General features: G+C 65.9%; 27 protein-coding genes and 1 pseudogene. 13 read left to right on the top strand and 15 right to left on the bottom strand.

Features of this window, described 5'->3' with window-relative positions:
• Positions 1-47: 47 nt before the first annotated feature.
• Both ACN22W_RS29300 and ACN22W_RS29295 read right to left on the bottom strand, forming a co-directional pair.
• Entirely contained in the window at positions 48-371 is a 324-nt protein-coding gene (locus tag ACN22W_RS29300; RefSeq protein ID WP_419688142.1) for a DUF4148 domain-containing protein, read from the bottom strand.
• A gap of 153 nt (positions 372-524) precedes the next feature.
• Positions 525-2903 carry a DNA polymerase II gene (locus tag ACN22W_RS29295; protein WP_419688141.1) on the bottom strand — a complete coding sequence of 793 codons (2379 nt, stop codon included), beginning with the start codon at positions 2901-2903 and terminating at the stop codon, positions 525-527.
• Between the two features lie 145 nt (positions 2904-3048).
• On the opposite strand from ACN22W_RS29295, the gene ACN22W_RS29290 reads away from it, so the two are divergent.
• The 3 genes from ACN22W_RS29290 to ACN22W_RS29280 all read left to right on the top strand — a co-directional run bounded on the left by ACN22W_RS29290 (position 3049) and on the right by ACN22W_RS29280 (position 6400).
• Positions 3049-3546 (top strand): hypothetical protein, encoded by a 498-nt coding sequence (locus ACN22W_RS29290; protein ID WP_419688140.1) that lies wholly within the window; start codon positions 3049-3051, stop codon positions 3544-3546.
• A 340-nt stretch (positions 3547-3886) separates the two neighbouring features.
• Positions 3887-4705 carry an FkbM family methyltransferase gene (locus ACN22W_RS29285; RefSeq protein ID WP_419688139.1) on the top strand — a complete coding sequence of 273 codons (819 nt, stop codon included), beginning with the start codon at positions 3887-3889 and terminating at the stop codon, positions 4703-4705.
• Positions 4706-4774: 69 nt separating this feature from the next.
• Entirely contained in the window at positions 4775-6400 is a 1626-nt protein-coding gene (locus tag ACN22W_RS29280) for a hypothetical protein (protein ID WP_419688138.1), read from the top strand.
• 116 nt (positions 6401-6516) lie between these two features.
• Here the strand turns inward: ACN22W_RS29280 and ACN22W_RS29275 are convergent, their stop codons facing one another.
• Complete coding sequence (locus ACN22W_RS29275; protein WP_419688137.1) at positions 6517-8091, bottom strand: EAL domain-containing protein; 1575 nt, start codon at positions 8089-8091, stop codon at positions 6517-6519.
• Between ACN22W_RS29275 and ACN22W_RS29270 the strand changes: the two genes are divergently transcribed.
• On the top strand, positions 8018-8176 hold the full coding sequence (locus tag ACN22W_RS29270; protein ID WP_412025657.1) for a hypothetical protein: 159 nt from the start codon (positions 8018-8020) through the stop codon (positions 8174-8176). The two genes, ACN22W_RS29275 and ACN22W_RS29270, sit on opposite strands and share 74 nt — an antisense overlap.
• 490 nt (positions 8177-8666) lie before the next feature.
• On the opposite strand, the gene ACN22W_RS29265 is transcribed toward ACN22W_RS29270, so the two are convergent.
• The 3 genes from ACN22W_RS29265 to ACN22W_RS29255 form a co-directional block, all read right to left on the bottom strand.
• Positions 8667-8966: a hypothetical protein gene (locus ACN22W_RS29265; RefSeq protein ID WP_419688136.1), complete on the bottom strand. Its 300-nt coding sequence runs from the start codon at positions 8964-8966 to the stop codon at positions 8667-8669.
• Between the two features lie 82 nt (positions 8967-9048).
• Entirely contained in the window at positions 9049-9483 is a 435-nt protein-coding gene (locus ACN22W_RS29260; RefSeq protein ID WP_419688135.1) for a helix-turn-helix transcriptional regulator, read from the bottom strand.
• Between the two features lie 36 nt (positions 9484-9519).
• Positions 9520-10740 carry an RNA-guided endonuclease InsQ/TnpB family protein gene (locus ACN22W_RS29255; RefSeq protein ID WP_419688134.1) on the bottom strand — a complete coding sequence of 407 codons (1221 nt, stop codon included), beginning with the start codon at positions 10738-10740 and terminating at the stop codon, positions 9520-9522.
• A gap of 197 nt (positions 10741-10937) precedes the next feature.
• Between ACN22W_RS29255 and ACN22W_RS29250 the strand changes: the two genes are divergently transcribed.
• The 3 genes from ACN22W_RS29250 (at position 10938) to ACN22W_RS29240 (ending at position 12111) form a co-directional block, all read left to right on the top strand.
• Positions 10938-11249, top strand: a complete 312-nt coding sequence (locus ACN22W_RS29250) for a sterol desaturase family protein (protein ID WP_419688133.1) — start codon at positions 10938-10940, stop codon at positions 11247-11249.
• A gap of 186 nt (positions 11250-11435) precedes the next feature.
• A complete protein-coding gene (locus tag ACN22W_RS29245) occupies positions 11436-11780 on the top strand; it encodes a transcriptional regulator (protein ID WP_419688132.1) in 345 nt (114 codons plus the stop codon).
• A gap of 88 nt (positions 11781-11868) precedes the next feature.
• Positions 11869-12111 carry an energy transducer TonB family protein gene (locus tag ACN22W_RS29240; protein ID WP_226800642.1) on the top strand — a complete coding sequence of 81 codons (243 nt, stop codon included), beginning with the start codon at positions 11869-11871 and terminating at the stop codon, positions 12109-12111.
• Positions 12112-12175: 64 nt separating this feature from the next.
• Here the strand turns inward: ACN22W_RS29240 and ACN22W_RS29235 are convergent, their stop codons facing one another.
• A complete protein-coding gene (locus tag ACN22W_RS29235; RefSeq protein ID WP_021158004.1) occupies positions 12176-12610 on the bottom strand; it encodes a hypothetical protein in 435 nt (144 codons plus the stop codon).
• Positions 12611-12935: 325 nt separating this feature from the next.
• Positions 12936-14285 (bottom strand): NAD(P)/FAD-dependent oxidoreductase, encoded by a 1350-nt coding sequence (locus ACN22W_RS29230; RefSeq protein ID WP_419688131.1) that lies wholly within the window; start codon positions 14283-14285, stop codon positions 12936-12938.
• A gap of 99 nt (positions 14286-14384) precedes the next feature.
• Here ACN22W_RS29230 and ACN22W_RS29225 point away from each other — a divergent pair, with 99 nt between their 5' ends.
• Entirely contained in the window at positions 14385-15338 is a 954-nt protein-coding gene (locus tag ACN22W_RS29225) for a LysR family transcriptional regulator (RefSeq protein ID WP_129516254.1), read from the top strand.
• 44 nt (positions 15339-15382) lie between these two features.
• Here ACN22W_RS29225 and ACN22W_RS29220 read toward each other — a convergent pair whose 3' ends face one another.
• Positions 15383-15580: a hypothetical protein gene (locus tag ACN22W_RS29220; RefSeq protein WP_419688130.1), complete on the bottom strand. Its 198-nt coding sequence runs from the start codon at positions 15578-15580 to the stop codon at positions 15383-15385.
• 192 nt (positions 15581-15772) lie between these two features.
• Here ACN22W_RS29220 and ACN22W_RS29215 point away from each other — a divergent pair, with 192 nt between their 5' ends.
• The 5 genes and pseudogenes from ACN22W_RS29215 (at position 15773) to ACN22W_RS29195 (ending at position 19517) form a co-directional block, all read left to right on the top strand.
• Complete coding sequence (locus ACN22W_RS29215; RefSeq protein ID WP_419688129.1) at positions 15773-16687, top strand: helix-turn-helix domain-containing protein; 915 nt, start codon at positions 15773-15775, stop codon at positions 16685-16687.
• 50 nt (positions 16688-16737) lie between these two features.
• Positions 16738-16902 (top strand): annotated as a pseudogene (locus ACN22W_RS29210) (putative addiction module antidote protein); the annotation flags it as partial.
• Positions 16903-17013: 111 nt separating this feature from the next.
• Complete coding sequence (locus ACN22W_RS29205; RefSeq protein WP_419688128.1) at positions 17014-17292, top strand: HU family DNA-binding protein; 279 nt, start codon at positions 17014-17016, stop codon at positions 17290-17292.
• On the top strand, positions 17289-18407 hold the full coding sequence (locus tag ACN22W_RS29200; protein ID WP_419688127.1) for a PDDEXK nuclease domain-containing protein: 1119 nt from the start codon (positions 17289-17291) through the stop codon (positions 18405-18407). The genes ACN22W_RS29205 and ACN22W_RS29200 overlap by 4 nt, the downstream gene beginning before the upstream one ends.
• 222 nt (positions 18408-18629) lie before the next feature.
• Entirely contained in the window at positions 18630-19517 is an 888-nt protein-coding gene (locus ACN22W_RS29195) for an NAD(P)H-binding protein (RefSeq protein ID WP_419688126.1), read from the top strand.
• A 43-nt stretch (positions 19518-19560) separates the two neighbouring features.
• Here ACN22W_RS29195 and ACN22W_RS29190 read toward each other — a convergent pair whose 3' ends face one another.
• From ACN22W_RS29190 to ACN22W_RS29165, 6 genes are all read right to left on the bottom strand, one after another.
• The gene (locus tag ACN22W_RS29190; RefSeq protein ID WP_419688125.1) at positions 19561-20763 is read right to left on the bottom strand and encodes a benzoate/H(+) symporter BenE family transporter; all 1203 of its coding nucleotides are present in this window, start codon (positions 20761-20763) and stop codon (positions 19561-19563) included.
• A gap of 186 nt (positions 20764-20949) precedes the next feature.
• On the bottom strand, positions 20950-21975 hold the full coding sequence (locus tag ACN22W_RS29185; protein ID WP_419688124.1) for a fatty acid desaturase: 1026 nt from the start codon (positions 21973-21975) through the stop codon (positions 20950-20952).
• A gap of 85 nt (positions 21976-22060) precedes the next feature.
• Positions 22061-22819 (bottom strand): ABC transporter permease, encoded by a 759-nt coding sequence (locus ACN22W_RS29180; protein WP_419688123.1) that lies wholly within the window; start codon positions 22817-22819, stop codon positions 22061-22063.
• The gene (locus tag ACN22W_RS29175; RefSeq protein WP_419688122.1) at positions 22816-23754 is read right to left on the bottom strand and encodes an ABC transporter ATP-binding protein; all 939 of its coding nucleotides are present in this window, start codon (positions 23752-23754) and stop codon (positions 22816-22818) included. Before ACN22W_RS29175 ends, ACN22W_RS29180 begins: the two co-directional genes overlap by 4 nt.
• Entirely contained in the window at positions 23751-24974 is a 1224-nt protein-coding gene (locus ACN22W_RS29170; protein WP_419688121.1) for an ABC transporter permease, read from the bottom strand. The genes ACN22W_RS29175 and ACN22W_RS29170 overlap by 4 nt, the downstream gene beginning before the upstream one ends.
• Positions 24971-25894, bottom strand: coding sequence for an ABC transporter substrate-binding protein (locus ACN22W_RS29165; RefSeq protein ID WP_412025498.1), 924 nt, complete (start codon positions 25892-25894; stop codon positions 24971-24973). Before ACN22W_RS29165 ends, ACN22W_RS29170 begins: the two co-directional genes overlap by 4 nt.
• Positions 25895-26094 lie beyond the last annotated feature (200 nt).

Genomic DNA, 26094 nt, shown 5'->3' with positions numbered 1-26094 from the left:
TATTTTAGCCGGAACGGCGTTCTCCCCCCGCAACGACCCGCAGCGCGTTACGGCTTCGCCGTCGCAGCTACCGGTGCGCCCGAATCCATGCCCGGCGCGCCGTTCGACCCGTACGCCGCTTCGGCGCTCTTGCGTTCGGCGAGGCGCTTGGCGGCCAGGCGTTCCTGCGCGGCGACGATGTCGCCCGGATAGTTGTCGCCGTTGCCGGCGACCGGCTCGTAGCCGACCGATTCGAGGTCGAACAGCTCCTGACGTACTTGTGCGCGCGTGAGCGTCGAGTGCGACGACTGCGCGTAAGACGCGGCCGGTGCGGCGAGAAGGACGGTGGCGGTAGCGGCGGCGGTGGCGATGGTGACGATGATGGATTTCACGGTTTCCTCAGACGGTTTCGTTGCGGTTCGGCGCGAATTCGCTGGGCTGAACCGACGAGACAAGTTTAGGAACCCGGACCGGCCGGATAAATGGCGATTCGTGGCGAGCTGTTTTCCAGAATGATCAAGAGTGACGGGCACGCCATCGTGCCGTCAGTCGCCGAACAGCTGCCCCTGTCCGGAGATGACGCGTTCGAAATCGTCGCGCAGGAACGGCAGGATCGCATCGGCGACCGGCTGAAGCTGGCGGCTCAGGTAGAACGCGTAGTCGATCGGCGAGCGCATCGTCTCGAGCGGCTCGGGGCCGGCCGTCGTCATCACGTAGCTGATCCAGCCGCCGCGCTGATACTGCTGCGGCCGGCCCTGCGCGTGGTTGAACTCGTCGGCGATCCGCGCCGCGCGCACGTGCGGCGGCACGTTGCGCTCGTACTCGCGCAGCGGCCGGCGCACGCGCTTGCGGTAGACGAGCTGGTCGTCGAATTCGCCGGCCAGCGTGCGCTGCACGTAGTCGCGGATGAAATCCTGGTACGGCTCGCGCCTGAACACGCGCCGGTACAGCTCGCGCTGAAACTGCTGCGCGAGCGGCGTCCAGTCGGTACGCACCGTTTCGAGCCCCTTGAAGACGAGGTCTTCGCCGCCGTCGGCCGCCGCCGCGAGGCCCGCGTAGCGCTTCTTGCTGCCTTCTTCCGCGCCGCGCACGGTCGGCATCAGGAACCGGCGGTAGTGCCGCTCGTACTGCAGCTCCAGCGCGCTTTCGAGCCCGAACTGTTCGTGCAGGTGCGCCTGCCACCAGCGGTTCACGTGCTCGACGACCGCGCGGCCCTTGCGTTCGGCTTCGTCGTCGTCGTGCGCTTGACCGAGCCACACGAATGTCGAATCGGTATCGCCGTAAATCACTTCGTAACCCTGAGCTTCGATCAGCTCGCGTGTGCGGTGCATGATCTCGTGGCCGCGCATCGTGATCGACGATGCGAGGCGCGGGTCGAAGAACCGGCAGCCCGTCGAGCCGAGCACGCCGTAGAACGAATTCATGATGATCTTCAGCGCCTGCGACAGCGGCGCGTTGCGCTGCCGCTTCGCATCGTCGCGGCCTTCCCACACGCGGCGCACGATATCGGGCAGGCAATGCGCGGTGCGCGAGAAACGTGCGCCGAGAAAGCCGGGCACCGACGCGTCGTCGCCGGGGTTCGCGAGCCCTTCGATCAGGCCGACCGGATCGATCAGGAACGTGCGGATGATCGACGGATAGAGGCTCTTGTAGTCGAACACGAGCACCGAGTCGTACAGCCCGGGCCGCGAATCCATCACAAAGCCGCCGGGGCTGTTCTGTCCCGTCACGTCGCCGAGGTTCGGCGCCACATAACCGAGCCGGTGCATGCGCGGCAGGTACAGGTGCGTGAACGCCGCGACCGACCCGCCGGTGCGATCGGCCGCGAGCCCCGTCACGCTCGCGCGTTCGAGCGCGAAGGACAGCAGGTCGGCCTTGTCGAAGATCCGCGTGACGAGCTCGCAGTCCTTCAGGTTGTAGTGCGCGAGCGCGGGCTTGTCGTGATCGAAGCGGCGCTGGATCTCGTCCATCCGCTGGTACGGATTGTCGATCGACTTGCCTTCGCCGAGCAGCGACTGCGACACGTATTCGAGGCTGAACGACGGGAACGTCCACGTCGCGGATTTCAGCATGTCGATGCCGTCGAGGATCAGCCGGCCGGCCGCACCCGCGAAGAAGTGGTCGGGCTGCTGACCGTGCGCGCGCCAGTCGAGCACGCTGCCGCCGCGCCCGAGCTTCAGCGGCACGCCGTATTGCTCCGCGTGCGCGTGCAGGATGCGCAGGTCGAACTGCACGAGATTCCAGCCGATCACCGCATCGGGATCGTGTTCGTCGAACCAGTCGTTGAGCCGCGCGAGCATCGCGGGCCGGCTGTCGCAGTAGTCGAGGCGGAAGTCGATGGTGCTGGTATCGGCATCGCCGTTCGGCGGCCCGAGCATGTAGACCTGCCGTTGCCCGCAGCCTTCGAGCGCGATCGAATACAGCTCGCCGTGGACGCTGGTTTCGATGTCGAGCGACACGCAGCGCAGCGCGGGGCGATAGCCGGTCGCGGTTTTCAGTTCGGCGGCGGCCAACGTGCCGTCGCTGCCGGGCTGGCCGCGAAACTGCACGCATGCGGTGATGAAGCGCTCCATCGCGTAGCGGTCGGGCGGCTGCACGTCGGCTTCGTAGACGTCGACGCCGGCCGCGGCGAGGCGCTTCTGGAGCCCGGACAGATGGCGGTAGCGCCGGCAATAGAGGCCGACGACCGGGCGCTGCCGGAAGTCGCGCAGCGCGAGCGGGCGCAACTCGGCATCGCGCTCGCCGGCCAGCGTGCGTTCGGCGAGCGCCTGCTGTTCGGCCGGAATGAACGCGACGGCTTCCTGCGGGCGCAACCGCACGCGGCGCGGACCGTGTTCGGTTGCCAGCCAGAACTCGATCTCGATGCCGGTCGCGGTGTCCCGCCAGTGGCGGGTGAGGATGAAACCCTGCTCGAACTCCGTCAAAACGCTTGCTCGTCGTGGATGCCCAGGCGGCGGATTTTAGCGCTTGGGCGGGGGCTGTGCCGGGATGGGGTGCGGGATGGCGTCGCGGTATCTTGGCCAATGATCGTAAGATTCGAAATCGATTCAACCCATCAAGCCCCGTTTAATGAAAATCACGATCGATCGTTTCACACGCGTTGCCGTTCACGCCGTTGTCGCCGCCTGTCTGTGTGGAAACGGGAATGCGATATTCGCGTCTCCGAAGATAAAGGTATTGCCTGCCGCCACGGAAGCCAATTGGATACAGACGGTCAAACGGCATCGGACAAAAGATGGCGCGACGGTTTCCGAAGTTCTGGCCTACGCGGAAAGAATGCGGCCGCGCGTCTTCAAAGCCGGACGATTCGAAGTCGGTTACAACGGCGCGACCGGGGTTGCCAGTTCAGTTTCCATTGGCTACTGGATCGGAACGAAGCGCGCGCCGGACGATGCATTCGTCGATCTCGGCTATTCGATGTCGCCCGATGGTCGCGTGGTGCCCGTACCGCCCGAAGAGGAAACGGCAACGGCATTGGAAAACGGACGCGAGGCGTTCCTGCGTGCTGTCGACGAAGCCTATCGAGACACATGCCGGTCCGATCCCGATCATCCCCCGGCATGCTGACAGACACTATTGGCGTCTCCGCACGACTTGAGTCTCCGATGCGCGTCGGGTAATGCACCACATCGTGCGCGCGCCGTGTCGTCAGGCTGCCGCAACCCGCATGTCGCAGCAGGAAGCGGGTTCGGGCGAATGACTCGCATCCGGCGCATACGCGAAGGCGTGCATCGATGACCTCGGATGCCGGATCGCCAACGGTGCGTCAAATGATCCGGCGTGGCAATGTGTTGTAATGAAGGGTAATGGAATGTAATTGAAAGTAGTATGAAGCCTGCCCGGTGCACGAGTACGATAGGCGCCGGAGCGGACGGCACATATGCCCCCATTAACAAAAGAGAGCGTAATGTCGACGAGGGAGATGCTTTATACGGAAATCGAAGGCAGCATCCGCGACAGCGGAAAAGTCACTTTCGAAATCGGCGCGATACCCATCACGTTCGATTTGTCTCACCGGCACGAAAGGTACTACGCGGCTTCGCTGATCCTGGATATTCGATATCCGCAAGGTGATATAGACCGGGCGCTGTTCCGCCGATTCGTCAGCGCGGGCGATCAGGTGCTCGATGCCGGCGCGAATATCGGCGTGACGGCACTCGAACTGCTCGAGGTTGGCGCGCGTCGCGTCATCGCCGCCGAGCCGATTCCCGAGCTCCATGCCAGGCTCGCGGCGTTGGCGACGGACCGTATCGTGCCCGTGGATCGGGCTATCTCCTCCGATGCGGGGCACGCGACCATGACCGTTTCGCTGGCGCACAATCAAGGATCGAGCCTGAAGGACGAAGTGCTTGCGCTGTTTCCGTATATTTTCGGTGACACGCACCGCAGGATTTCCGTGCAGACCACGACCATCGATGCGCTGCAGCGCGAGCATGGCGCGTTCGACATCTGGAAACTGGATATCGAGGGCGCGGAAGTCGATGCGCTATCGGGCGGCATGGAAACGCTGGGGCGCTGTCCGCCGCGAACCATCATCGCCGAGCTTTTCGGCGATCTGCGTCATGAATTCCGGAACCGGTTGAGCGGCACGCACCCGTACGGCTATCGGGCATTTTTGCGCAAGCACGACTACGCACTGGAGTTCGCGGACGTCGACGCCGAACCGGGCGAGACGCATCACCACACCAGCCCGATGTTTGTGTTTTCTCGCGAGCCGGTCGCTTGACGCGGCCTGTCTCCGTCATCGATGCACGTACAACACATTCAGTAACCTGCAATAAACAGTGATGGGTTCATGCTGGGATTGAAACGACGACAGCAGATCGAAGAGGTGGTCTTCGCTGACGATTTTTTTCGGACGCGCGAAAACGGATTGCCGCCGGCGTCGCGTGGCAACCGCAAGTTCTTGCGCGCCTTCTTCGGGACGGCAGCCGCGAGACTGGGTTGGCGCATCAGGGAAATCAGCCCCGGGTCGCAGGGCGGCAGCATTCCCGTGCGCAAGGTCATGGAGACGCTGGGCTTGCCGCAAAGCGCGGAAGGATGGGCCGCCGCGTGTACCGCCGACTTGAGTCAGGCCGCCGAGCATCTGCACACGTTGGCTCTGACGCCTGCCACCCTCGTGATCGGCTGGGGCTTGCCCCCGTCGATCATGAAGTATGCAGACAGCCACGGAGCGGCATTCATCGACGTGGAGATCCACTCGATCCGCTTTACCCGTGATCTGCACCTGGCAATGCGCACCAACGATCCCGGGATTCAGCGTGAACTGGAGCGGCTGCGCATCGATGACGAGATGTTCTGGTCCGCGGCCGCCGGCCTGCGTGCCCACTTCGCGCGGCGCGGAGAGTCTTCCATCGTGCGGCCCGATCAGAGCGTCGGATTGTTTGTCGGGCAGATGACCGTTGACCTGGCCGTGGTGCGTGGCGGCCGCCTGACGCTGCCCGTCGATTTCGTTTCGCAGGTCAGCGAATGGGCTAAGCAGGTCGATCTGCTGGCCGTTCGTCCGCATCCTGCACAGGCCGATGTGAGTCACCTGCACGCGTTACTGGAGAACGTGCCCAACGCAGTGCTCGTGAGCGGCAATACCTACAGTCTGCTCTGCGCGGAAAATCTGGCGTTCGTCAGCGCAATATCCTCCGGTGTGCTTAACGAGGCGAGCTATCTCGGGTGCAACGATGTTCGGCGATTGCTTACCGATGACCGCAATACGATCGGTCTTCTGCCGGCAACCTGCTCGCCGTGGATACCCGTCAGGCTCGAGGTGGCCAGCGTTCGCTCGCTCGAGGCTTTCGCACGTGCACGACAGCGCTCGTGGCATTGGCCGCTGCCTCGACGTTCGGCCAGCCCGCCGCAGGCGTTTCCCGAAGACATGCTCAACCAGATTTTCGGCTACCGCTGGGGCCTGGATCCAACTGCGAGCGGCCTGCCGGAATTGCCGACGCTTGCGCCGGGACAATCGCTGAGCGTGGCCCTGGATACGCCGGGCGCCGCATGGACTTTCTTCGGATACGGCTGGCACTGGCCCGAGAATTGGGGTGTCTGGAGTGCCGGAGCGCACGCATGGCTGGTCGTCCCGCTGAGCTTGCCCGATCCGGTGCCGTCAGGCGGGGACTTTGAATTCTCGGTGCATGGCCACGTGTATGCGCCTGGCGCGGCGACTCCGCCGACCGTACGCATCGTGGTCAATGGCCACGCATGTCGGTTTACCCACGCTCAGGACGGCAGTATCGAATGGGTCGTCCGGCTCGACGCCGAGGCTGTCAGGAACCGGTTGCTGATCGTTGCCTTCGATATACAAGGGGCCTTGCGGCCGAGTGACGTGGGCGAGAACCCCAACGACAATCGAACGCTCGGGATCCGGCTGACACGCGTCGCGTTGCGTGAAAGCGGGGAGCGTGCGCCCGAACCGTCGGTGCAATGAGGCCACGGCGCGAATGATGAAGGCAGCCGGTCTTTCGCGTGCGAGGAGCCATCGCATGACCGGTCCTGAAAACAAGGCGGCTGCGCCGGACTGATCGCGCGGCGTTCGCCGTGCCCCTATACCGGCGCCCGCACCACATCGCGCTTCAGTTTCTCCACCCGCTGCGGCCGCTGATACAGATACCCCTGCGCATACTGAATCCCGACCGCATGCAGCGCGCGATGCTGCGCTTCCGTCTCCACGCCTTCCGCGATGATCTTCAGGTCGTAGTGATGCGCGACGGCCGCGATCCCCTCGATCAGCCCTGCGCCGCCGCCGTTCAGTTGCGCAACGAACTGGCGATCGATCTTCACGTAGTCGAACGGGAAGCGCGACAGCATGTCGAGATTGCTGTGATGCGTGCCGAAATCGTCGATCGCGAACTTCGCGCCTTTCGACCTGAGCGCCTGGAAGATCGCGGTGGTCCGCGCGTTCTGTTCGAGCAGGATGCGCTCGGTGACTTCGAGCACCAGCGTAAAACCGGGCGGCAGCGCGCGGATCGCGTCCTCGACGACGGACACGAACCGCGCACGCTCGAGATCCTTCGGCGCGATGTTCACGGCGATGCGCAGCGGCGCGGACGGCGTCAGCGCGGCCAGTTCGGACACGGTCGTCCGCAGCACGAACTCGGTCACCTTGGGCAGTACCGCACTCGATTCCACCTGCGGGATGAACAGGGCCGGGCTGATGGCCCCCCACTTCGGATGCTGCCAGCGCAGCAGCGCCTCGACGCCGACCATCCTGCGCGTCTGGACGTCGACGATCGGCTGGTAGACGACATGGAACTCGTTGCGCCTGAGCGCCTGGCGAACGGCCTTCAGCAACAGCCGCCGCGGCGCCATCGCCAGCAGGTAGGCAGCGATCACGAGGGCATCCGCCAGCAGCGCGATCGTGATGCCAATCAGCCGGTCGTGGCGCTGGACCTGCGACGCATAGTGCGCCGATGCGGCAACGTACACCGTGAACGGCCAGCGGTGCGACGTGATCGCGCTGCCGCCCGCGGGGCTCGCGCCCGCTTCCGGCATGAACTTCCCATGCTGGTCGAGACGGCCCGAACCCGCGATCGACAGCGTGGCGGTTCCGGTACTGTCGCGGGTGCTGCGTGCGAGCGCGTCGGCCACATAGTCGCCCTCGATCAGGTACAGGACACCCGCGCCGCGCGTGGTGGCGCGAAACACGGAAAGCACCGGGATGCCGTGCTGAAACGGCGTCTGGCGCAGCAACGTGACGATCATCGATCCCGGTTCCGGCTCGCGCGTGTAGGCGTCGAGCGGCACGTCGATCGCGCCGAGCGCCGACGAGCACATGACGCGGCCGTCCTTCACCAGCCCGACGGCACGCAGGTAGCGCAGACGGGTGCCGATTTCGGCCAGCGTCCGGAATACCGTCGCGCATGGCCGCCCGACGAGCGCGGTCAGCTCGTCCGCATGCCGCAGGCGCACGCCGTCCAGGATGCGGTCCACCGAGGCCACGCTGTCGTTCGCGACGGCGCGTTCATGCGTGGTGACGGCCTCGCGCGCGCAGCGATCGGCAAGCACGATCGCGACTACGGGCACGAGCACGCAAACGATTACGGCGATGAACAAGACAACCCGCGGCCATGTGCCGCTGCGCTGGAAAACTGGCTTCGAGCCTGGCGTGAGCGCCGACATTCCCGCGGTTGCCTTTGGTGTTGTGCGCATGGAGTGGCAAGCCGAACCGGTTGATGCGCAAACCGCGCGCATGCGTCATGCCTGATCCGGACGATGCCCCTCGCGCGCCGGTATCGCGATGCTAATCGATTCAACGGTCGCGATGGGCATGGTTGCCAGCACCGTCGCGATCGGCCATTCATTCCGGAGGCTTCGCGCTATAACATGCGCAGACTGCGCATATATATTGACGTAGCACACCGAAAAAAACCCCGGCCGCAGGGTCGTGCGGCCGGGATGAAAAGACACCGTCTCTTGGCACGAGGATGGTGCGCGGCAAGTATAAGATGTGACGCGCGATTACGAAATATTGTTATTTAACAATTGGTGCAGTTTTGTGATTGCATCTCGACAAGAAATATTTTCGTGAGACGCCGTTTTCGGCGGTTTGCCGCCGCGCCGTGACGCCGTCACCGGAGCACGCGGACCACGGTCGAAAGGAGAACGACAGGAATCGCCGACATATTCATGCCGGTGCCGAGGCGGTCTGACGTTGAACGAACGATGCCGTGCCGGCGCGTCGCACCAGCCGCGATTCAGAAATCGTTGCGCATCTTGTGCAGCAGGTCGCCGGGCGACTGGTGCGTGTCGACCGCGGTGAGCACATCGGTCAGGAACCACGGCAGGTTCAGCTGCGTATCGGAATCGCTGACGCATACGCGGATCGGCGGCGCCTTGGACGGCGCGCGGGCGTCTGGCGTGGCGCCCCGGGACGGGACGCAATTCTTCGCATACGCCGGAACCGGCGCGGCGTCGCCGGATGGGGCGCCGGCGGCTGCCGGCAAGCTGACGGCGGCAAGCAGGGTCAGTACAGCGACAGTGGCAACGCGTTTCATGGGAGTCTCCGGCGATGCTGGTTCGACCACGCGGGCCGGCGCGAGTTCGGCGGCGGCGCGGCTGCGTCACTCGCTTACCCGTTCATCCACGCGCGACGCTTGCCGCCCGCGCCGGCTGCCGGCCGCGCCACTGCTGCGGCGATTCGCCGGTCCAGCGCCGAAAGGCGCGCGTAAACGCGCTGTGTTCCGAATAACCGAGCAGCCAGGCCACTTCCGCGAGCGTCAGCCGCGGATCGTTCAGATGGTCGATCGCGAGCCGCCGCCGCGTGTCCTCGCGCAGGGTCCGGAAGTTGAGCCCGAGTTCGGCAAGCCGGCGATGCAGCGTGCGCGACGACACATGCAGGTCCGACGCGATCTGCTCGATGCTCGCGTCGCCTTGCGTCAGCAAGCGCGCGACGGCTTCGCGCACCGACTGTTCGAGATCGTCCGTCTGCCCGGACAGATAGTCGAACAGCAGCCGGCCAGACGCGTTGTGTCGATAGCGGGGAGGTGGCGAGCATGGAGGAAAGTTTGGCATCCTCCTCGGCTTGAAGGCCGGAGATTTCTACAGCGTTCAGACGCAACATTGAGCCGCCCCTGAGTCGCTTCGATGGGTTCCTGCTGCTGGCGACCTTACTGCATCACTCACTTCACAGGCGCAACGGGCGTGCCCCGCCCTGAGAACATTGATCGCGCCGACGACATCGGCGTTTTCCTCGAACCCGCATTCCATGCACTCGAATCGGGATTGGGTTCGCCGATTTCCAGCCGACACATAGCTACAACGCGGGCAGGTGCGGCTCGTGTTCCGCGGCGGCACGGCGATGAGCCAGCCACCGCTCCACGCCAGCTTGTAGTCCAGTTGGCGGCGGAACTCGAACCATCCTTGGTCGAGGATCGACCTGTTCAGGCCGGACTTGGCCCGAACCTGCCTGCCCGGTTTCTCGATAGTGCCGGCTGCCGACCTAGACATATTCCGCACCTGCAAGTCCTCGATACACACCATCGCGTGGTTTTGGCTGATCGTGGTCGTGGTCTTGTGCAGGTAATCTCGGCGGGCGTTGCCAATCCGGGCGTGGATACGCTGGACGCGGGTTTTCGCCTTCATCCAGTTGCGGCTGAATTTCACCTTGCGGCTCATTGCCTGCTGCGCCCTGCGCAGCGCGGCTTTGTACCGCTTGAAGCTGTTAAGCGGCGCGTAGAACGTACCGTCCGAGAGTGTGGCGAAACGCGCTACGCCCATGTCGATACCCACGGCGTCGCCCTGCGGAATCGGTTGCTCGACTTCGCGCTCGGTCTGAATCGACACGTACCACTTGTCGCACGAGTGGCTCACGGTGATGTTCTTTACCGTGCCCAGCACTTGCCGGCTGTTGCGATAACGCAGCCAGCCAAGCTTGGGCAGGAACAGACGGCTATTGGTCTGATCGAGCTTGACCTGCTTCGGGTCCGGGTAGCGGAAACTGCCGCTCTGGCCTTTTTTCTTGAAGCACGGGAAATCGGCGCGCTTGGCGAAGAAGTTTGCGTAGGCCCGCTCCAAATCCTTGAGCGACTGTTGCAGCGGGTGAGTCGGTGCATTGGCCAGCCACGCGGTTTCTGTGCTGTTACGCCACTCAGTTAGCAGTTTGCAAAGCTCGGCGTAGCCAAGCTTCTTCTCGCCCTGCGCGTGACGCTCGTTCTGCAACGCAAGCGCCCTGTTGAACACGAACCGGCACGAGCCAGCGAAGCGGCGCATTTGCCGCTCTTGCTGACCGTCAGGACGTAGCTCGAACTTGTAGGCTTGAAATCGTTGCATGACCCAATCGTACGCGTGGTCCATAAGCGACGACAACGATGTTTGGCATGAACGATTACGCCATTCGCGCAATCCTTTCCCGTCTTGAACGACAGGGCTCGTCGCGTACCTCGTCAAGTAATCGTCGGCAAGTGTCAACACGGGGCGGCACGCGCGCGACCATACTGCCCGGCAGTGATGCCGGCCGAGTCGATGACGTGGCTCCACGCTGGAAGGAGACCGTCGCGAACTTGTCGCGCGGCGTGCTGATCATCTTCGACCGGATGTTCGGCACCTACGTCGAGGAGACGGAGCCGGTCGATTATGGAATCACGCAGCAGATTCGTTCGTATAACTTTCTTGTGCTGAACCTGCACGAGTTCGTCGACATGTGGCGCGACGTGTTCGCGCCCGGGCCGGTCATGCAGCGGCTGAAGCACCTGTGGATGCCGCCCGAGTGGGAGCGGCCGGGGCACCGGCCGATCCATACGTGGAGTGTCGAGTGCAAGGGAGAGGAGGAAGGCGGGTAGAGTTCGGGCTGGCGGGGTGATCCAAACGTTAACAATCGTTTGGATCACCGGTCGGACGCTTGCGACGCGGAATGCGCTCATTTATTGTGCCGCCACGACAGCGCCGACACCGGGCGCCAAGCCAGATCGAAAGGAGCACCCGTCATTACCGCATCGACTCGTCGCACGCATGTTCGTGCATTTCTCGTGGCATCGCTCGCCTATCTCAATCTCGCGCATCCTGCTTCAGCCGCCTATACGGAGGCGTGGATGAGCGACCGTGACGTGAAGGAGCAAGCGCGGCAAGTCAAGCATCCGACCGCCGCGGCGAGCAGTTCGACGGCCGCGAAGCCGGTTCGGCCATCCGTTCGATCAGGTGCGACCGGTGCGGTCGTCGCGCATGTCGACGCGAAGCCTGCGGCGAAGTCGCAACCGGTTCCCGCCAAGGCGCGGAAGGTTCAAGATGCGGGGAGCGCCGATCCGAAGCGGAAAACCGTCGTGAATCCGCCGCGAGCACGGGTGGTACGCACGAGCGCGGCGGTGCGGCCTTGAAGCATTGAATCCACGACGCGCGTCGACGTGTCGCCGCGCTCGGTCATAATCGCAGCATTCGACGGTTACGGAGAATATCGTGTCGCTGATGGATCGCCTGTTGTCACGCGGAGTGCAGAACGCGTCGTCGCGAAGGCAAGTGATCGTGCGTGTGTGGCTCGACGAACAGGGGCGTGTCCGCGATCTCAAGGTCCGACGCAGTTGCGGCGATCCCGCTCTCGACGAGAAAGCGCTTCACGCGATTGCCGTGATGCGCTTCCCTGGCGGTCACCTCGGCTCGGGGGGGAAATCCGCCAAGCGCTGGCACGATCTCAACTATCCGGTGGACTGACGGCGCGCCGCTGCGCGTCGTCGATAGCCGTCACACCACCGGTTGCGACACGGCAACCGTCGATTCAGTGCAGGCCAGCCGATGCGATCGAGCGCACCGTGTCGGTGATGTTCACGCAACGCGACAGGCCGAAATGCTCGGCTTCGCGGCGTTCCGGTTCGCTGCTCGCAATGCCCACCGCGCGTTCGGGCGGCACGCCGAGCGCTTGAAGCGCGACATCGAAAGGATGCTGGTTTGATCCGGAGTCCTGCTGATTGGCATCCGTGACGACGACCGAGAAGCGGTCGAGGTTCGCGCGGCCGAACTGGCCTTCGAACATGTCGCTGAGCCGTGCGGCCGGCAGCGTCGTGACGAGACCGAGTCGGTATCCTTCTTCCGATGCCCGGTCGAGCCACTGGATGATCGCGTCGCGCTGATGGCGCGATTCGTGCGAATCCGGTGTTGCTTCGATCTGCGCGAATGCTGCGTCGAGACGGGTGACGATGGCTTCGATAACCACGGTGATTCCTCTTCAGAGACGTGATGATCCGTTCGCCGACGGGAATGCCACACACCTTAGCGTCGATCCGGAAAACGCGACCAATTAATATTCTTATCCAACTCATACGATTCAGCTTATGAATCGGGTTGCGAGCCAGCGTGGGCGCGGGATGCGTGTCGCGCGACATGCTCCGCGCGAAATGCATCGTATCGACGGTCTTCAATGTGATGCACCAAACTCGCGCACGTTGCGCATGCATCGGTCATATGCATATGAAAAAAACGGCGTATCGGGCGATGCACGCCCGATACGCCGTCTTGCGATGCCGCGTGTGAGCGGTCGTTCAGTGCAGCTTGATCGACGGCTGGTTGCGGCTTTGCAGCCAGTGGCTCAGTGACTGGAACAGCGCGCGCTTCACGCCATACACGCTGAACAGGTGCTTGCGGTACAGGAACTTGTACAGGCCGATCGCGGCGAGCCCGTCGACGATCAGCGAGCGCGAACGCACGCCGAGGTCGGCCTGATACACGGCGCCGGCGTGCCCGAGCGACACGACGGTGCCCGCATCGCGGAACGTGAAGCCGGCCACCGGCTTGCCGGCGACGCGCCGCGCGAACGCCTGGACCAGATACACGGCCTGCTGGTGCGCGACTTGCGCGCGCGGCGGCAGGAAGCCGCTCGCACCGGCCGACGGGCATGCGGCGCAGTCGCCGAACGCATACACGTGCGGGTCGTCCGGCGTTTGCAGCGTGTCGGTCACGATCACCTGGTTCGACCGGTTGAGCGCGATGTCGCCGATCTGCCGCAGGAGCGCGGGCCCCGCAACGCCGGCCGCCCAGATCGTGATGTCGCTCGCGAGCCGCTCGCCCGTCGCGGTCGTCACGGCATCCGCGCCGACTTCCGCCACGCGGGTATCGGTCAGCACATCGACGTTCAGCGCGCGCAACTGCGCGTGCATCTTCGCGGACAGCCGTTCGTCGAGTGCCGGCAGGATGCGCGGGCCGCCTTCGATCAGCCGGATGTGCACGTCGCGCGCCGACACCAGCGCCTTGAAGCGATACGTCGTCAGTTGCTGGATCGCGTCCCGCAGCGCGGCGGCCAGCTCGACGCCCGTCGCGCCCGCGCCGATCACGTTGATGCAGATCGGCGCCGCGCGCCGCGCGGGCTGCTGCTCGGCCAGGTGATTCGCCTTCGTGCAGGCCGCGAGGAACTTCCGGCGGAAATCCTCGGCCTGGTCGAGATTCTCGAGCGGCAGCGCATGGCGTGCCGCGCCCGGCACGTTGAAGAAATTCGTCACGCTGCCGACCGCCAGCACGAGATCGTCATAACCGAGCTCGCGCTGCGGCAGGATTTCCGTGCCGTCCGCGTCCTGCACGGCGGCGATGGTCGCCGTGCGTGCGACGCGGTCGACCTGTTGCAGCGCGCCCTGCACGAAACGGAAGCCGTGGCGCTTGGCCTGCGCCGCGTATTCGATCGTGTGGGAAGCCGGGTCGCGATGGCCCGATGCGGCTTCGTGCAGCAGCGGCTTCCAGAAGTGCGTCGGGTAGCGGTCGACGAGCACGACCTCGGCTTGCCCGCGGCGTCCGACCGTATCGCCGAGACGCGTGGCGAGCTGCAGGCCGCCGGCGCCGCCGCCGACGATCACGATGCGCGGCGCGCTATCCGTTGCAAGGTTGGGCGTGATGTTGTCCATGTTGGGCTCCCGCTGATGACGATTCGGATGACATTGCTCAAGAACCGACGATATAGTTTGGAACCCACTCGAACAATTTAATGTTTATAAGCGACTCATATGTATTCACTTATAGGAAAGACCGCGACGTTCCGGCAGCTGAAGGCGCTGGACATGATTGCGCGGCTCGGCAGCGTGTCGCGGGCGGCCGAGGAACTGAACCTGACGCAGCCGGCCGTGTCGCTGCAGGTTCGCCTGCTCGAGGAGGCGGTGGGTGCCGCGTTGCTGCAGCGGGTGGGGCGCGGTGTGCAGCTGACCGCGGCCGGCGAGATCGTGTCGCGCTATGCGCGCGAGATCCTGCATCTTTGGAGCGAGGCCGGCGACGAAGTGGCGGCGCTGACGGGCGATCTCGGCGGCACGCTGCGGATCGGCGCGATCACGACGGCCGAGTACCTGATCCCGCCGCTACTGGTCAAATTCACCGCGACGCGTCCGCATGTGAAGACGTACTTCAAGGTCGGCAATCGCGACGACATCATCCGCATGCTCGCAACGCATGAAATCGATCTCGCGGTGATGGGCAGTGCGCCGAAGGAGCTGCGTACGCATGCGGTCGAGTTCGCGAAGCATCCGATGGTGTTCGTCGCGGCGCCCGGCCATCCGCTGATGCAGCGCAAGCGCGTCGCGCTGAAGGATCTCGAATCCGCGCACCTGCTCGTGCGCGAACGCGGCGCCGGCACGCGCTCGACCGTCGAGACCCTGTTCAAGACGGCCGGGTACCGCTTCCATGTGGGCTCCGAATTGTCGAGCAACGAGGCCATCAAGCAGATGGCCGAAGCCGGGCTCGGCATCGCGTTCCTGTCGTTGCACGCGTGTGCACTCGAACTGCGCACCGGGCTGCTGGGGCAACTGCCGTTCCCCGGCAACCCGATTGAGCGCGAATGGTATGTGGTCACGCTCGCGGACCGGCGCATCTCGCAGGTGACGGGGCTGTTCCGCGACTTCCTGATCAAGCAGGGCGGGCCGGTGATCGACGGCGCGACGGTGGCGCTGCACGAGCGGCGGCGCAAGTAGGTGCAAGTAGGCGCAAGCCGGCGGACGCCGCTCGCGCCGGCCGGTCAGACGAGCCCGAAGTCGTCGTTGCTGTCGGGAATCGACGCGAGCAGCCGTTCGAGCCGATACCAGCCGATGACGCGCAGGCACCACGCGACGATGGCGGCGCGGCCGTTGCGGGAGCGGGGGGCCGATGAAGGGCGGGTGGCGCCGGACGGCGATGGCGCGATGAACGACGCGCGCAGCGGGCAGTAATGGGGCATGACGGTCTCCGTAGGTGTCGGATGGGGCGATCGTAGGGGGCACGACGCCTGCCGGCGCTCACGTTAGGATCGGTTTGAGCAGAAACGGATGATCTTTTTCCGTCGGGCAGGATCCGGCCCCCGCAGGCCCGGCACGCCGGCCGAAAACGCGTCACAATGCGCGTTCGACACACCATCTGGTGGAGCCAAGCCATGAGCGATCCGATTCTCGCCGCGCCGCCGGACAACGGCGTGCCGGTCAGCCTGCGTTCCAGCCGCGGGCTCGGCTGGCGGGGCTTCGGCGCGGCGCTGCTCGACATTCGCGCCGGCACGTACCGGATCCCGGCGGCCGACCATCACCGCATCGGCGTGCATATCGGCGGGCCCGTTCGCGCGGACTGCGTGTGCGACGGCGAGCGCGTGTCGCGCATCCAGGCGCATGGCGACGTCGACGTGATTCCGGCCGGCCTGCCCGGCCAGTGGACCGACAGTGCCGACTGCCGGATCCTGCACATCATGCTCAGCGACACGTTCGTGCGGCGCACCTTCGAACACCTCGAACTGAAGCCGTCGCAGGCGCAGATCCGCCGTCGGCTGCAGGTGCGCGATCCGCGCCTGCAGCACATCGCGTGGGCGATGGCCGCCGAACTCGAAGCCGACGATGCGTCGGACCCGCTCTACGCGGAAAGCCTGTGCACGGCGCTCGTCGCGCGGCTGGTCGACAGCCAGCCGGCATTCCGCGAGCGCCGGCGCACGCTCGCGCCGAAGGCGGCGGCGCGCGTGATCGACTATGTCGAGGCGAATCTTGACCGGCGCATGACGCTGGCCGAACTCGCGGCGCTCGTGTCGATCAGCGTGCCGCACTTCAAGGTGCTGTTCCGCGAAACGGTCGGGATGCCCGTGCACCAGTACGTCGTGCGGCGCCGGGTCGAGCGCGCGAAGGCGCTGCTGCTCGAAGGCCGACTCAGCATCAGCCAGATCGCGCTCGAAGCCGGGTTCGCGCACCAGAGCCACATGGCGAACTGGATGAACCGCGTGCTCGGCGCGACGCCGACGGAGATCGTGCGGTCGGGGGCGCGAGGTGCGCTGCGGCTGGCTTACGGCGGTGAGGAAAAATCGACGCAGTAAAAGGGCATCAAGGTGACAAAGAAAATCGCCGACGGACTGAAGGATTGAGTATGAAAATTGGCAAACTGACCGAATTCGACGGCTCGAAGCACCTGAAGGACGAAGAAACGATTCGTCACTATCTGGCGTAAGCGTTCGAAGATGGGGATTCGCGCGTGATGCAGGCCGCGCTTGGGAATGTAGCGAAGGCGCGCTGCTCTACTGCGCGCTGTCGTCGGGTGAGCGGGCGGTGATCCGGCGGCACGGCCTTACCGACTTCCATGGGTTTGCCGATTGAGTGCGGGATGCGGTAGGGTGCGGTTTTGACTTTGTAAGCAACGCCGACCATGAACAAACAGGAACTCATCGACGCGGTCGCAGCGAGTGCCGATGTCAGCAAGAGCGAGGCGGGTAAAATCGTCCATGCTGTGCTGGATCTCGTTGTCGGCGCGGTCAGCCGCGGCGAAATGGTGCAATTCGTTGGCTTCGGAACGTTTTCGCAGGGGCAGCGAACCGCGCGTACTGGCCGGAATCCCGCGACGGGCGCGGAGATCGCGATCGCCGCAGCGAAAACTGTAAAGTTCACCGCAGGCAAGGCGTTTAAGGACGCGGTGAACGCCTCATGACGAAGCGCGACGTTCCGCAGACAGCCTATGCGGGGCTGCACCGTGAGATCGCGGGCGTTGTGGAATCCACGCGCGCGGCTGCTGCCCGCAGCGTCAATGCATTAATGACGGCGACCTATCGGGAAATTGGTCGGCGAATCGTCGAGTTCGAGCAAGGTGGCGAGGGCAGGGCCACGTACGGCGATGCCATGATCAGGCGGCTCGGCACTGATCTGTCGCAGCGATTCGGTCGCGGTTTTGGCTGGCGGAACCTCGCGCAGATGCGTGCCTTTTTCCTCGCCTGGCCGGCTGAGCGAATTTTGCAGACGCTGTCTGCAAAATCGGCCGATCGCCTGGCTGCCGACAATCCTGTACGACATGTTCCGGAGCCGGACGCGCTCGCGCAGGCTTTCCCCTTGCCCTGGTCCGCATACGTGAGATTGCTTTCCGTGAAGACGGCTACCGCTCGCGCGTTCTATGAAGCCGAGGCGCTACGCGAAGGCTGGTCGGTGCGCCAGCTCGACCGTCAGATCAGCAGTCAGCTCTACGAGCGACTTGCGCTGTCGCGCAACAAGGCCGCGCTCCTGGGCAAAGCGGCTGATGTTCAGAAAGGTGATCCCCTCACGCCGGAGGAAGCGATCCGCGATCCGTTCGTCCTCGAGTTTCTCGATATGAAGGACGAGTACTCGGAGTCGGACCTCGAGGCAGCCTTGATCCAGCGCCTCGCTGATTTCTTGCTGGAGCTCGGTGATGACTTTGCGTTCATTGGCCGGCAGCGACGTCTCAGGATTGATGACACATGGTTCCGGGTCGATCTGGTGTTCTTTCATCGCCGGTTGCGATGTCTGCTGATTATTGACCTGAAGGTCGGACGCTTCAGTTATGCAGATGCGGGACAGATGCATCTGTACCTCAACTACGCGCGCGAACATTGGACGAAGCCCGGGGAAAATCCGCCAGTGGGCCTCATCCTGTGTGCTGAAAAAGGTGCAGCCGAAGCACATTACGCGCTGGACAACTTGCCAAACAAGGTGCTTGCGGCTGAGTATCAAACGGTGTTGCCGGACGAGGCTACGTTTGCGAGGGAGTTGGACCGCACCCGTATTGAGCTGGAGCGACGTGGTCGCGGCAAATGAGTCTGCGAACGAACCCGGTACGAACTCCTTTGCTCGCGCGCGTGTCGCTGTCTGTCCTCGGCAGACCGTACGATTCAAAGTGAGAGGCGACGAAGCGGGCAATACGCGTCGTCGCAGCCACACAATCCTTCATCCTTTCCTGCTCGATTCATCCCTCCCTGCGCGCCGCCCCGCCCGCGCAACCCGACAATCACCTCACCTTCATCCTCTAAGGAGCGGATCGTGTTCGTGATCTTCGGTGCATCCGGCAATGTCGGCCTGTCGACCGTCACAACCTTGCGCAATGCCGGCCATCCCGTGCGCGCGGTGCTGCGCGACGCACGCCATCGTGAACGTTTCGAGCAACTCGGCTGCGACGTGGCCATCGCGGCGCTGACGGACGAGCGCGCGGTCGCGTCGGCGATCGACGGCGCGCAGGCCGTGCAGATGCTGTGCCCGGTGCCCGTCGCCGACCCCGATCCGGCCGCGACGATGGCGCGGACGATCGATGTCGCGACCGCCGCGCTCGCCGCGAACCCGCCGCCGGCGCTGCTCGCGCTGTCGGACTACGGCGCGGAACACGACGGCAATACGGGCATCACCCGCCTGTTCCATCTCCTCGAACAGCGGCTGAAGACGATCCCGACGCAACTGACGCTGCTGCGTTCGGCCGAGCATCTGCAGAACTGGACGCGGATCCTGCCGGTCGCGCTCGGGACCGGCGTGCTGCCGAGCTTTCATCATCCGGTCGGCAAGCTATTTCCGACGGTCTGGGCGCCCGATGTGGGTGTCGTCGCGGCGCGGCTGCTGCTCGATGTGCCCGAAGGCGGCAACGGGCCGCGCATCGTCAGCATCGAAGGGCCGCGGCGGGTGAGCGTGACGGCGATCGCGGACACGCTCGGCGCGGCGGCCGACCGCGCAATCGTCGCGCACGAGCTGCCGCGCGACACATGGGCGGCGACGCTGCTGCGCGCGGGCCTCAGCGAACGCCATGCGCAGCTGATCGTCGATCTCTACGACGTGCACAACGCGGGGCAGATCGACGTCGAGGCCGGCGTGTCCGAGCGGCTTTACGGCACGACGACGCTGGTGGACGCGCTCGCGCAACTGGTGCGCCAGCACGCGCGGTGACCGAGGCGGCGGCGCGCGATGCGTACGATAGGCACCACGTGCATTACACCGGCCGCCGCACCTTGTTCAGCACCGCATACGACAGCGACCCGATCACGATCCCCCAGAACGCGGAGCCGAGGCCGAGCCAGGTCATCCCCGACGCGGTCGCGAGGAACGTGATCAGCGACGCTTCGCGGTGGTTCTCGTCCTCGAAGATGCCGTGCACGTTCGCGCCGATCGCGCCGATCAGCGCGAGACCTGCCAGGATCGCGACGAACGCTTTCGGCAGCGCGAAGAACACCGTGACGATGGTGCCCGCGAAGAGGCCGCCGATCAGGTAGATCGCGCCGTTCGCGAGCCCCGCGACATAACGCCGGTCCGGATCCTCGTGCGCATCCTTGCCCGTGCACAACGCGGCCGTGATCGCCGCGACGACGATCGTGATCCCGCCGAAGCACGCGACGACGAGCGACATCACACTGGTCGCCGTGATGATCGGCCGCGCGTTCGTGTGATAACCGGACACGCGCAGGATCGTCATCCCCGGCAGGAACTGGCCGGTGAGGCTGACGACGACGAGCGGCAGCGCGAGGCTGAGCGTCGTGCCGAGCGTCCATTCGGGCGCGATGAAGATCGGCCGCGCGATGCTCGGCGACACGTTGCCGAGATGCGTCATCCCGAGCAGCGTTGCGAGCGCGGCACCCGTCAGCAGTACGAGCACGATGCTGTAGCGCGGCAGCAGGCGCTTGAAGATCACGTAGGCCGCGATCATCCCGAACGCGAGCGCGGGCTGCTCGGACGCGGCGGCGAACGCATGCGTGCCGAACGGCAGCAGGATGCCGGCCATCATTCCGCACGCGATGCCGCGCGGAATGTGGCGCACGAGCCGGTCGAAATAACCGGTGACGCCGATCAGCAGGATGATCAGCGCGGCCGTGATGTACGCGCCGACGGCCTGGTTGAGCGTCAGTTGCGGAAACAGGCCGACGAGCAGCGCGGTGCCGGGCGCCGACCACGCGGTGATCACCGGCACCTTCAGCTTCCAGCTCGCGAACAGGCCCGAGACGCCCGCGCCGATCGAGATCGCCCAGACCCACGACGACACCATCGCGTTGGACGCATGAGCCGCCTGCGCGGCCTGGAAGAAGATCGCGAGCGGGCCCGCGTAGGAAATCAATACCGCGAGAAAGCCCGCGGTGATCGCGGAAACGGACCAGTCGTTGCCGATCGCGCGGATCGCGCCGGGCGGGGTGTTCGGTTGCATCGTCGTCGGGGAATGCGGCGCGCGGCCGGGAGGCAGAGCCGAGGCGAATGATTGTTGGAAGCCCCGGATGAGCCGTCATTCTGGACATTGCCGGCGCAATTGGCAATTCGCCGGCGACGTCGGCTTTTCGTAAGAAATCGACGACAAGACGGGCAGGTCGACGACGAAGCGCGAGCCCGTCGAACGCTACGTGCTGATCTGCAGCACCTGGTCGACCACCGCCACCTTCACCCCGCTCCCCGTCGACAGCGACGCCGTGCCCTGGTCGAACGGATGCACGGGTGTATCGGTCGGCGTCCACGCATGGCGCGTCAGCAGTTCGCGATAGCCGCCGCGGATCACGAAGCCGCCGTTTTTTTCGGCATACGCGTCGCGCCGCATCCGGTACGCGCGCGGCAGGTCGTACCACGGCAGCTTCGGCAGGTCGTGATGGACGAGGTGGTAGTTGTTGTTCAGGTACAGCAGCCGCATCGCGAAACCGGCTTCGTTGATTGCGATGCGCGCCTTCGGATGCCGTGCGGCGCGGTGCTCGTACAGCGAGCGGATCATCGCGAGCGACAGCGCGGGCCACGTGACCGCCAGCAGGTAGTACCACCACGGCACGCCGATCGCCCATTGCAGCCACGCGAGCAGCGCGACCACGCATGACACGTGCGTCGCCCACATCGGCACATAACGGAAGTCGCCGCGCCGGAACGCGGCGAACGCGTCGGCGAACATCGCGGCGATGGCGAGCGGCGGCCCGACGGCGATTCGTCCGGCGAAGGTCTTGCGCGCGACCGTCGCCACGCGGCGCCAGCGCGGCAGCCGCGCCCAGCGTTCGCGCGATACGTAGTTCGTTTCAGGATCGACGCCCGGCACGGTCAGGTCTTCGTCGCGATGATGGTCGAGATGGGTGTCGCGATACAGCGCGTACGGATACCAGACCGTCAGCGGCGGATAACCGAGCAGCTTGTTCACGAACGCGGAGCGCGTCGGATGGCCGTGCAGCAACTCGTGCTGCAGCGACAGGTGCCACGCGCCGAGCAGGATCAGCGGCGGCGTCGCGGCCATCAGCGACAGGCGCTCGGCGCGCACGAGCAGCAGCACGGCGAGCCAGCCGCCGTAGATCGCGACGATCAGCAGCCAGGTCGGCCATTCGGTGCGGGCGGTGAAGCGGGCGTCGAGCGCGGCAATCGCGTGCGCGTGGTCGACGTCGAAGTATTCGGCCATGGTGCGGTGACGGAAGAGCGGGCCGGACGCGGTGCGCCGGCCGGGACAACAACGAGCGAAAACGGAAAGCGGCGGCGAGCGTCGGTCAGTCGGGCGCGAGCCGCGCGGCGGCCGGCGCGCATGCGCGGCCGGCCTGGCCGAGCACGTCGTAGACCGCGACCGCGAGCAACGCGACGACGATCCCGCCCTGCAGCACGAATGCGGTATTCGACGTCTGCAGGCCCGCGATGATCACGTCGCCGAGCCCTTTCGCGGCGACGGTCGAACCGATCGTCGCGGTGCCGAGATTGATCACGACCGCGAGCCGGATGCCGTTCAGGATCACCGGGAACGCGAGCGGCAGCTCGATCGCGAACAGTTGCTGGCGCGCGCTCATGCCCATCCCGCGCGCGGCGTCGAGCGTCGCGGCGGGAATGTCGCGCAACCCCGCGATGGTGCTCTCGAACACGGGCAGCAGCCCGTACAGCACGAGCGCGATCAGCACGGGCTTCACGCCGAAGCCGACGGCCGGCACCGCGAGCGCGAGCACCGCGACGGGCGGGAAGGTCTGGCCGATGTTGACGATGCTGCGGGCGATCGGCAGGAAGTCGGCGCCTGCCGGCCGCGTGACGAACACGCCGGCCGCCAGTGCCACGAGCGCGCCGACCGCACTGGAAACCGCGACGATCGCGAGATGCGCCAGTGTCAGGTCGAGCAGGCTCGCACGGTCGTAGAGCGCCGGCGCGCCGTTGTCGGCGAACGGCGCGAACAGCGGCGCAAGCCACTCGCCGCGGAACAGCAGCACGAGCAGCGCGGCCAGTACGGCGGCGCGTGCGACGCCGGAAGCGAATGCGGCGGGCCTCATCTTGGCTGCCTCGCACGCGCGACGATCGCGGGCAGCGAGATCCGGCCGTGCACGCGGCCGTCCGCGTTGGCAACCGGCAGCGCATCGACGCCGCGCCACAGCAGCTCGGCGATCGCGTCGCGCAGCGACGCGGAACCGGGCAGCGGCGTGCCGTCGGCCGTACCGGGTTCGACCGCTTCGTCTACGCGGATCAGCGCAAGCAGCCTGAGCGGCCGGTCGTCGCCGGCGACGAGCTGTTCGACGAAGCCGGGCGCGGGCTGCGCCAGGATATCGGCGGGCGGCGCGGCTTGCAGCACGCGTCCGCGATCCATCACGACGATCGTGTCACCGAGCTTCAACGCCTCCTCCATGTCGTGCGTGACGATCACGACCGTGATGCCGAGGCGGCGCTGCAGCGCGAGCAGGTCGTCCTGCGCCTTGCTCCGGATGATCGGGTCGAGCGCACCGAACGGCTCGTCCATCAGCAGGATGCGGGGCTCGGCCGCGAGCGCGCGCGCGACGCCGACGCGCTGCTGCTGGCCGCCCGACAGTTCGTGCGGCAGCTTGTCCGCGTGCACGGCCGGATCGAGTTCGAACAGCGCGAGCAGCTCGCGCACGCGCGCGTCGATCCGATCGGCGGGCCAGCCGAGCAGGCGCGGCACGGTCGAGATGTTGCGGGCGACGCTCCAGTGCGGAAACAGCCCGTGCCCCTGGATCGCATAGCCGATGCCGCGGCGAAACTGCTCGGGCGCGACGGTTGCGGTATCGACGCCGTCGACGCGGATCGTGCCGCTCGTCGGCGCGATCAACCGGTTGATCATCCGCAGCAGCGTCGACTTGCCGCTGCCCGACGCGCCGACGAGCGCGGCGATCGTGCCGCGGCGAATCGACAGCGTGACGTTGTCGACGGCAATCTGTTCGCCGAAGCGGCGGCTCACGTGTTCGATCTCGATCATGCCCGGCGTCCTTTCGCGAGTGCGGTGGCGGCGTCGAACACGACGGCGGCGGCGAGCGCCAGCGCGATCGTCGGGATCGCGCCGAGCAGCACGAGGTCGGTCGCCGACTGTCCGATGCCCTGGAAGATGAAGGTGCCGAAGCCGCCGCCGCCGATCAGCGCGGCGACCGCGGCGAGGCCGATGTTCTGCACGAGCACGATGCGCACGCCGCTCAGGATCACCGGCAGCGCCAGCGGCAGCTCGATCTGGAGCAGCCGCTGCGCGCGCGTCATGCCCATCGCGGCGGCGGCCTCGACCGCATGCGGCGGAATCTGCCGCAGTCCGACCACGACGCTCGACGCGATCGGCAGCAGCGAATACAGGAACAGCGCGAGCGCGGCGGGCGCGGCGCCGATGCCGCGGATGCCGAGCGCGGCCGCGAGCGGCACGTGCGCGGCGAGCAGCCCGAGCGGCACCATCAGCAGCCCGTACATCGCGATGCTCGGAATCGTCTGCACGATATTGAGCGCAGGCAGCAGCACGCCGCGCAGCGCGGCCGAGCGCGCGCATGCGACGCCGAGCGGCACGCCGGCCGCGATCGCCGCGGCAACCGAGCCGCCGACCAGCGCCGTGTGTCGACTGGCCTCCTGCCAGAACGTGTCGGCGCGCGCCGTGTATTCCTGCATGACGGAGAGACCGTCCCACCAGCCGGCGTGCAGCAGCGCGGCGAGCACGGTGCATGCGGCGGCCAGCGCGGCGAGGCGTCTGACCGGACCGAGCGCGAGCCGCGCGGACGCATCGACCACCAGCGCGGCGTACGCGAAGAACAGCAGCCATGCGCCGGTGGCCGGCGACACGCGCGCGAGCGGATTGTCGTCGGTGACGAGATGGGCCGGCACATGGCCGACGAGCGCGCCGAGGCCGAGCAGCAGCACCGCGCCCGCCGCGAAACGCGGTGCCGGGCGACTGCGCAGCAGCGCGAACAGCGCGCTTGCCGCGCCGGCCGCGTACAGCGTCACGGCTTGCCAGTGCGGGAAGATCTCCGCGAGCGCGAGATCGTGTCCGGCGACGATCCGGTTCGCGCGGAACGTGACGAACGGCGCGAACGCGAGCGCCGCCGCGATCGTGCCGGCGATCAGCACGCCGACGCGGTCGACGCGCGCCGTGCGCACGCGGGCGGCATCGGCGGTCGAACCGGCTTGCGCACGACCGGGGGCCGCTGCGTGCGCGCCGGCGATCATTTGACGAAACCCTTCGACTTCAGATAACCGGCGGCGACGGCCGACGCGGGTTCGCCGTTCAGCTGGATACGGCTGTTGAGCGTCTGCAGCGTCTTCAGGTCGAGGCTCGCGAATACGGGTTTCAGATAGTCGGCGATTTGCGGATGCGCTTTCAGCACTGCTTCGCGGATCACCGGCGCCGGCGCATAGACGGGCTGTACGTGCTTCGCGTCGTCGAGCACGACGAGGCCGGACGAGGCGATCCCGCCGTCGGTGCCGTAGACCATCGCGGCGTTCACGCCATCGGTCTGGTTCGCCGCGGCCTTGATCGTCGCGGCCGTGTCGCCGCCCGACAGCACGAGCAACTGATCCTGTTTCAGCTTGAAGCCGTACGCCTTCTCGAACGACGGCAGCGCGGACGCGCTGTTCACGAACTCGGCCGACGCCGCGAGCTTCACCTTGCCGCCGTTGCCGGCCCATTTGCCGAAGTCGCCTAAGGTCTTCAGCCCGTTCGCCTTCGCGACGGTGCCGAGCACGGCGACGCCCCACGTGTTGTTGGCCGGCGCGGGCGTGAGCCAGACGAGATGGTTTGCCGCGTAGTCGAGCTGCTTCGCGGTGTCATAGCCTTTTGCCGCGTCCTTCCACACCGGATCGTCGGCCTTGTTGAAGAAGAATGCGGCGTTGCCCGTGTATTCCGGATAGATGTCGATCTCGCCGGTCGTCAGCGCCTTGCGCACGATCGGCGTGGTGCCGAGCCCGATCTTGTCGGTGACGGCGATGCCGTGCGACTTCAGCACCTGCGAAATCAGGTTGCCGAGCAGGTTGCCTTCGGTGTCGATCTTCGACGAGACGGTGATCGACGGCGCGGCGCAGACGGCGGCGGAAGCGGTGGCGGCGACGGCGGCGATGCCAAGGCGGCGGATCGAGCGGATGAATGTCATGGGGGACCGGGGCTCCAGCGTGTTGTCGAGGCTTGCCGAATGCCGCGCCGCGTGGCGTGTCGTGCGCGCGGGCTTCGGGCGCCCGTCGCGCGGGTGACGCGACGGATGCAACCTGCGAAACGGCCGGCCCGGTGTGCCGGCTGCTTTGCGACGTGCGGGCGAACCGCAGGCGGCTCGCGACGATTCGGAAGGAAAGCGAA

Source organism: Burkholderia theae (assembly GCF_048565265.1).
Lineage (GTDB): Bacteria > Pseudomonadota > Gammaproteobacteria > Burkholderiales > Burkholderiaceae > Burkholderia > Burkholderia theae.
Note: the sequence above shows the minus strand (reverse complement) of the source record. Positions and strands in the feature narration are given on the sequence as shown.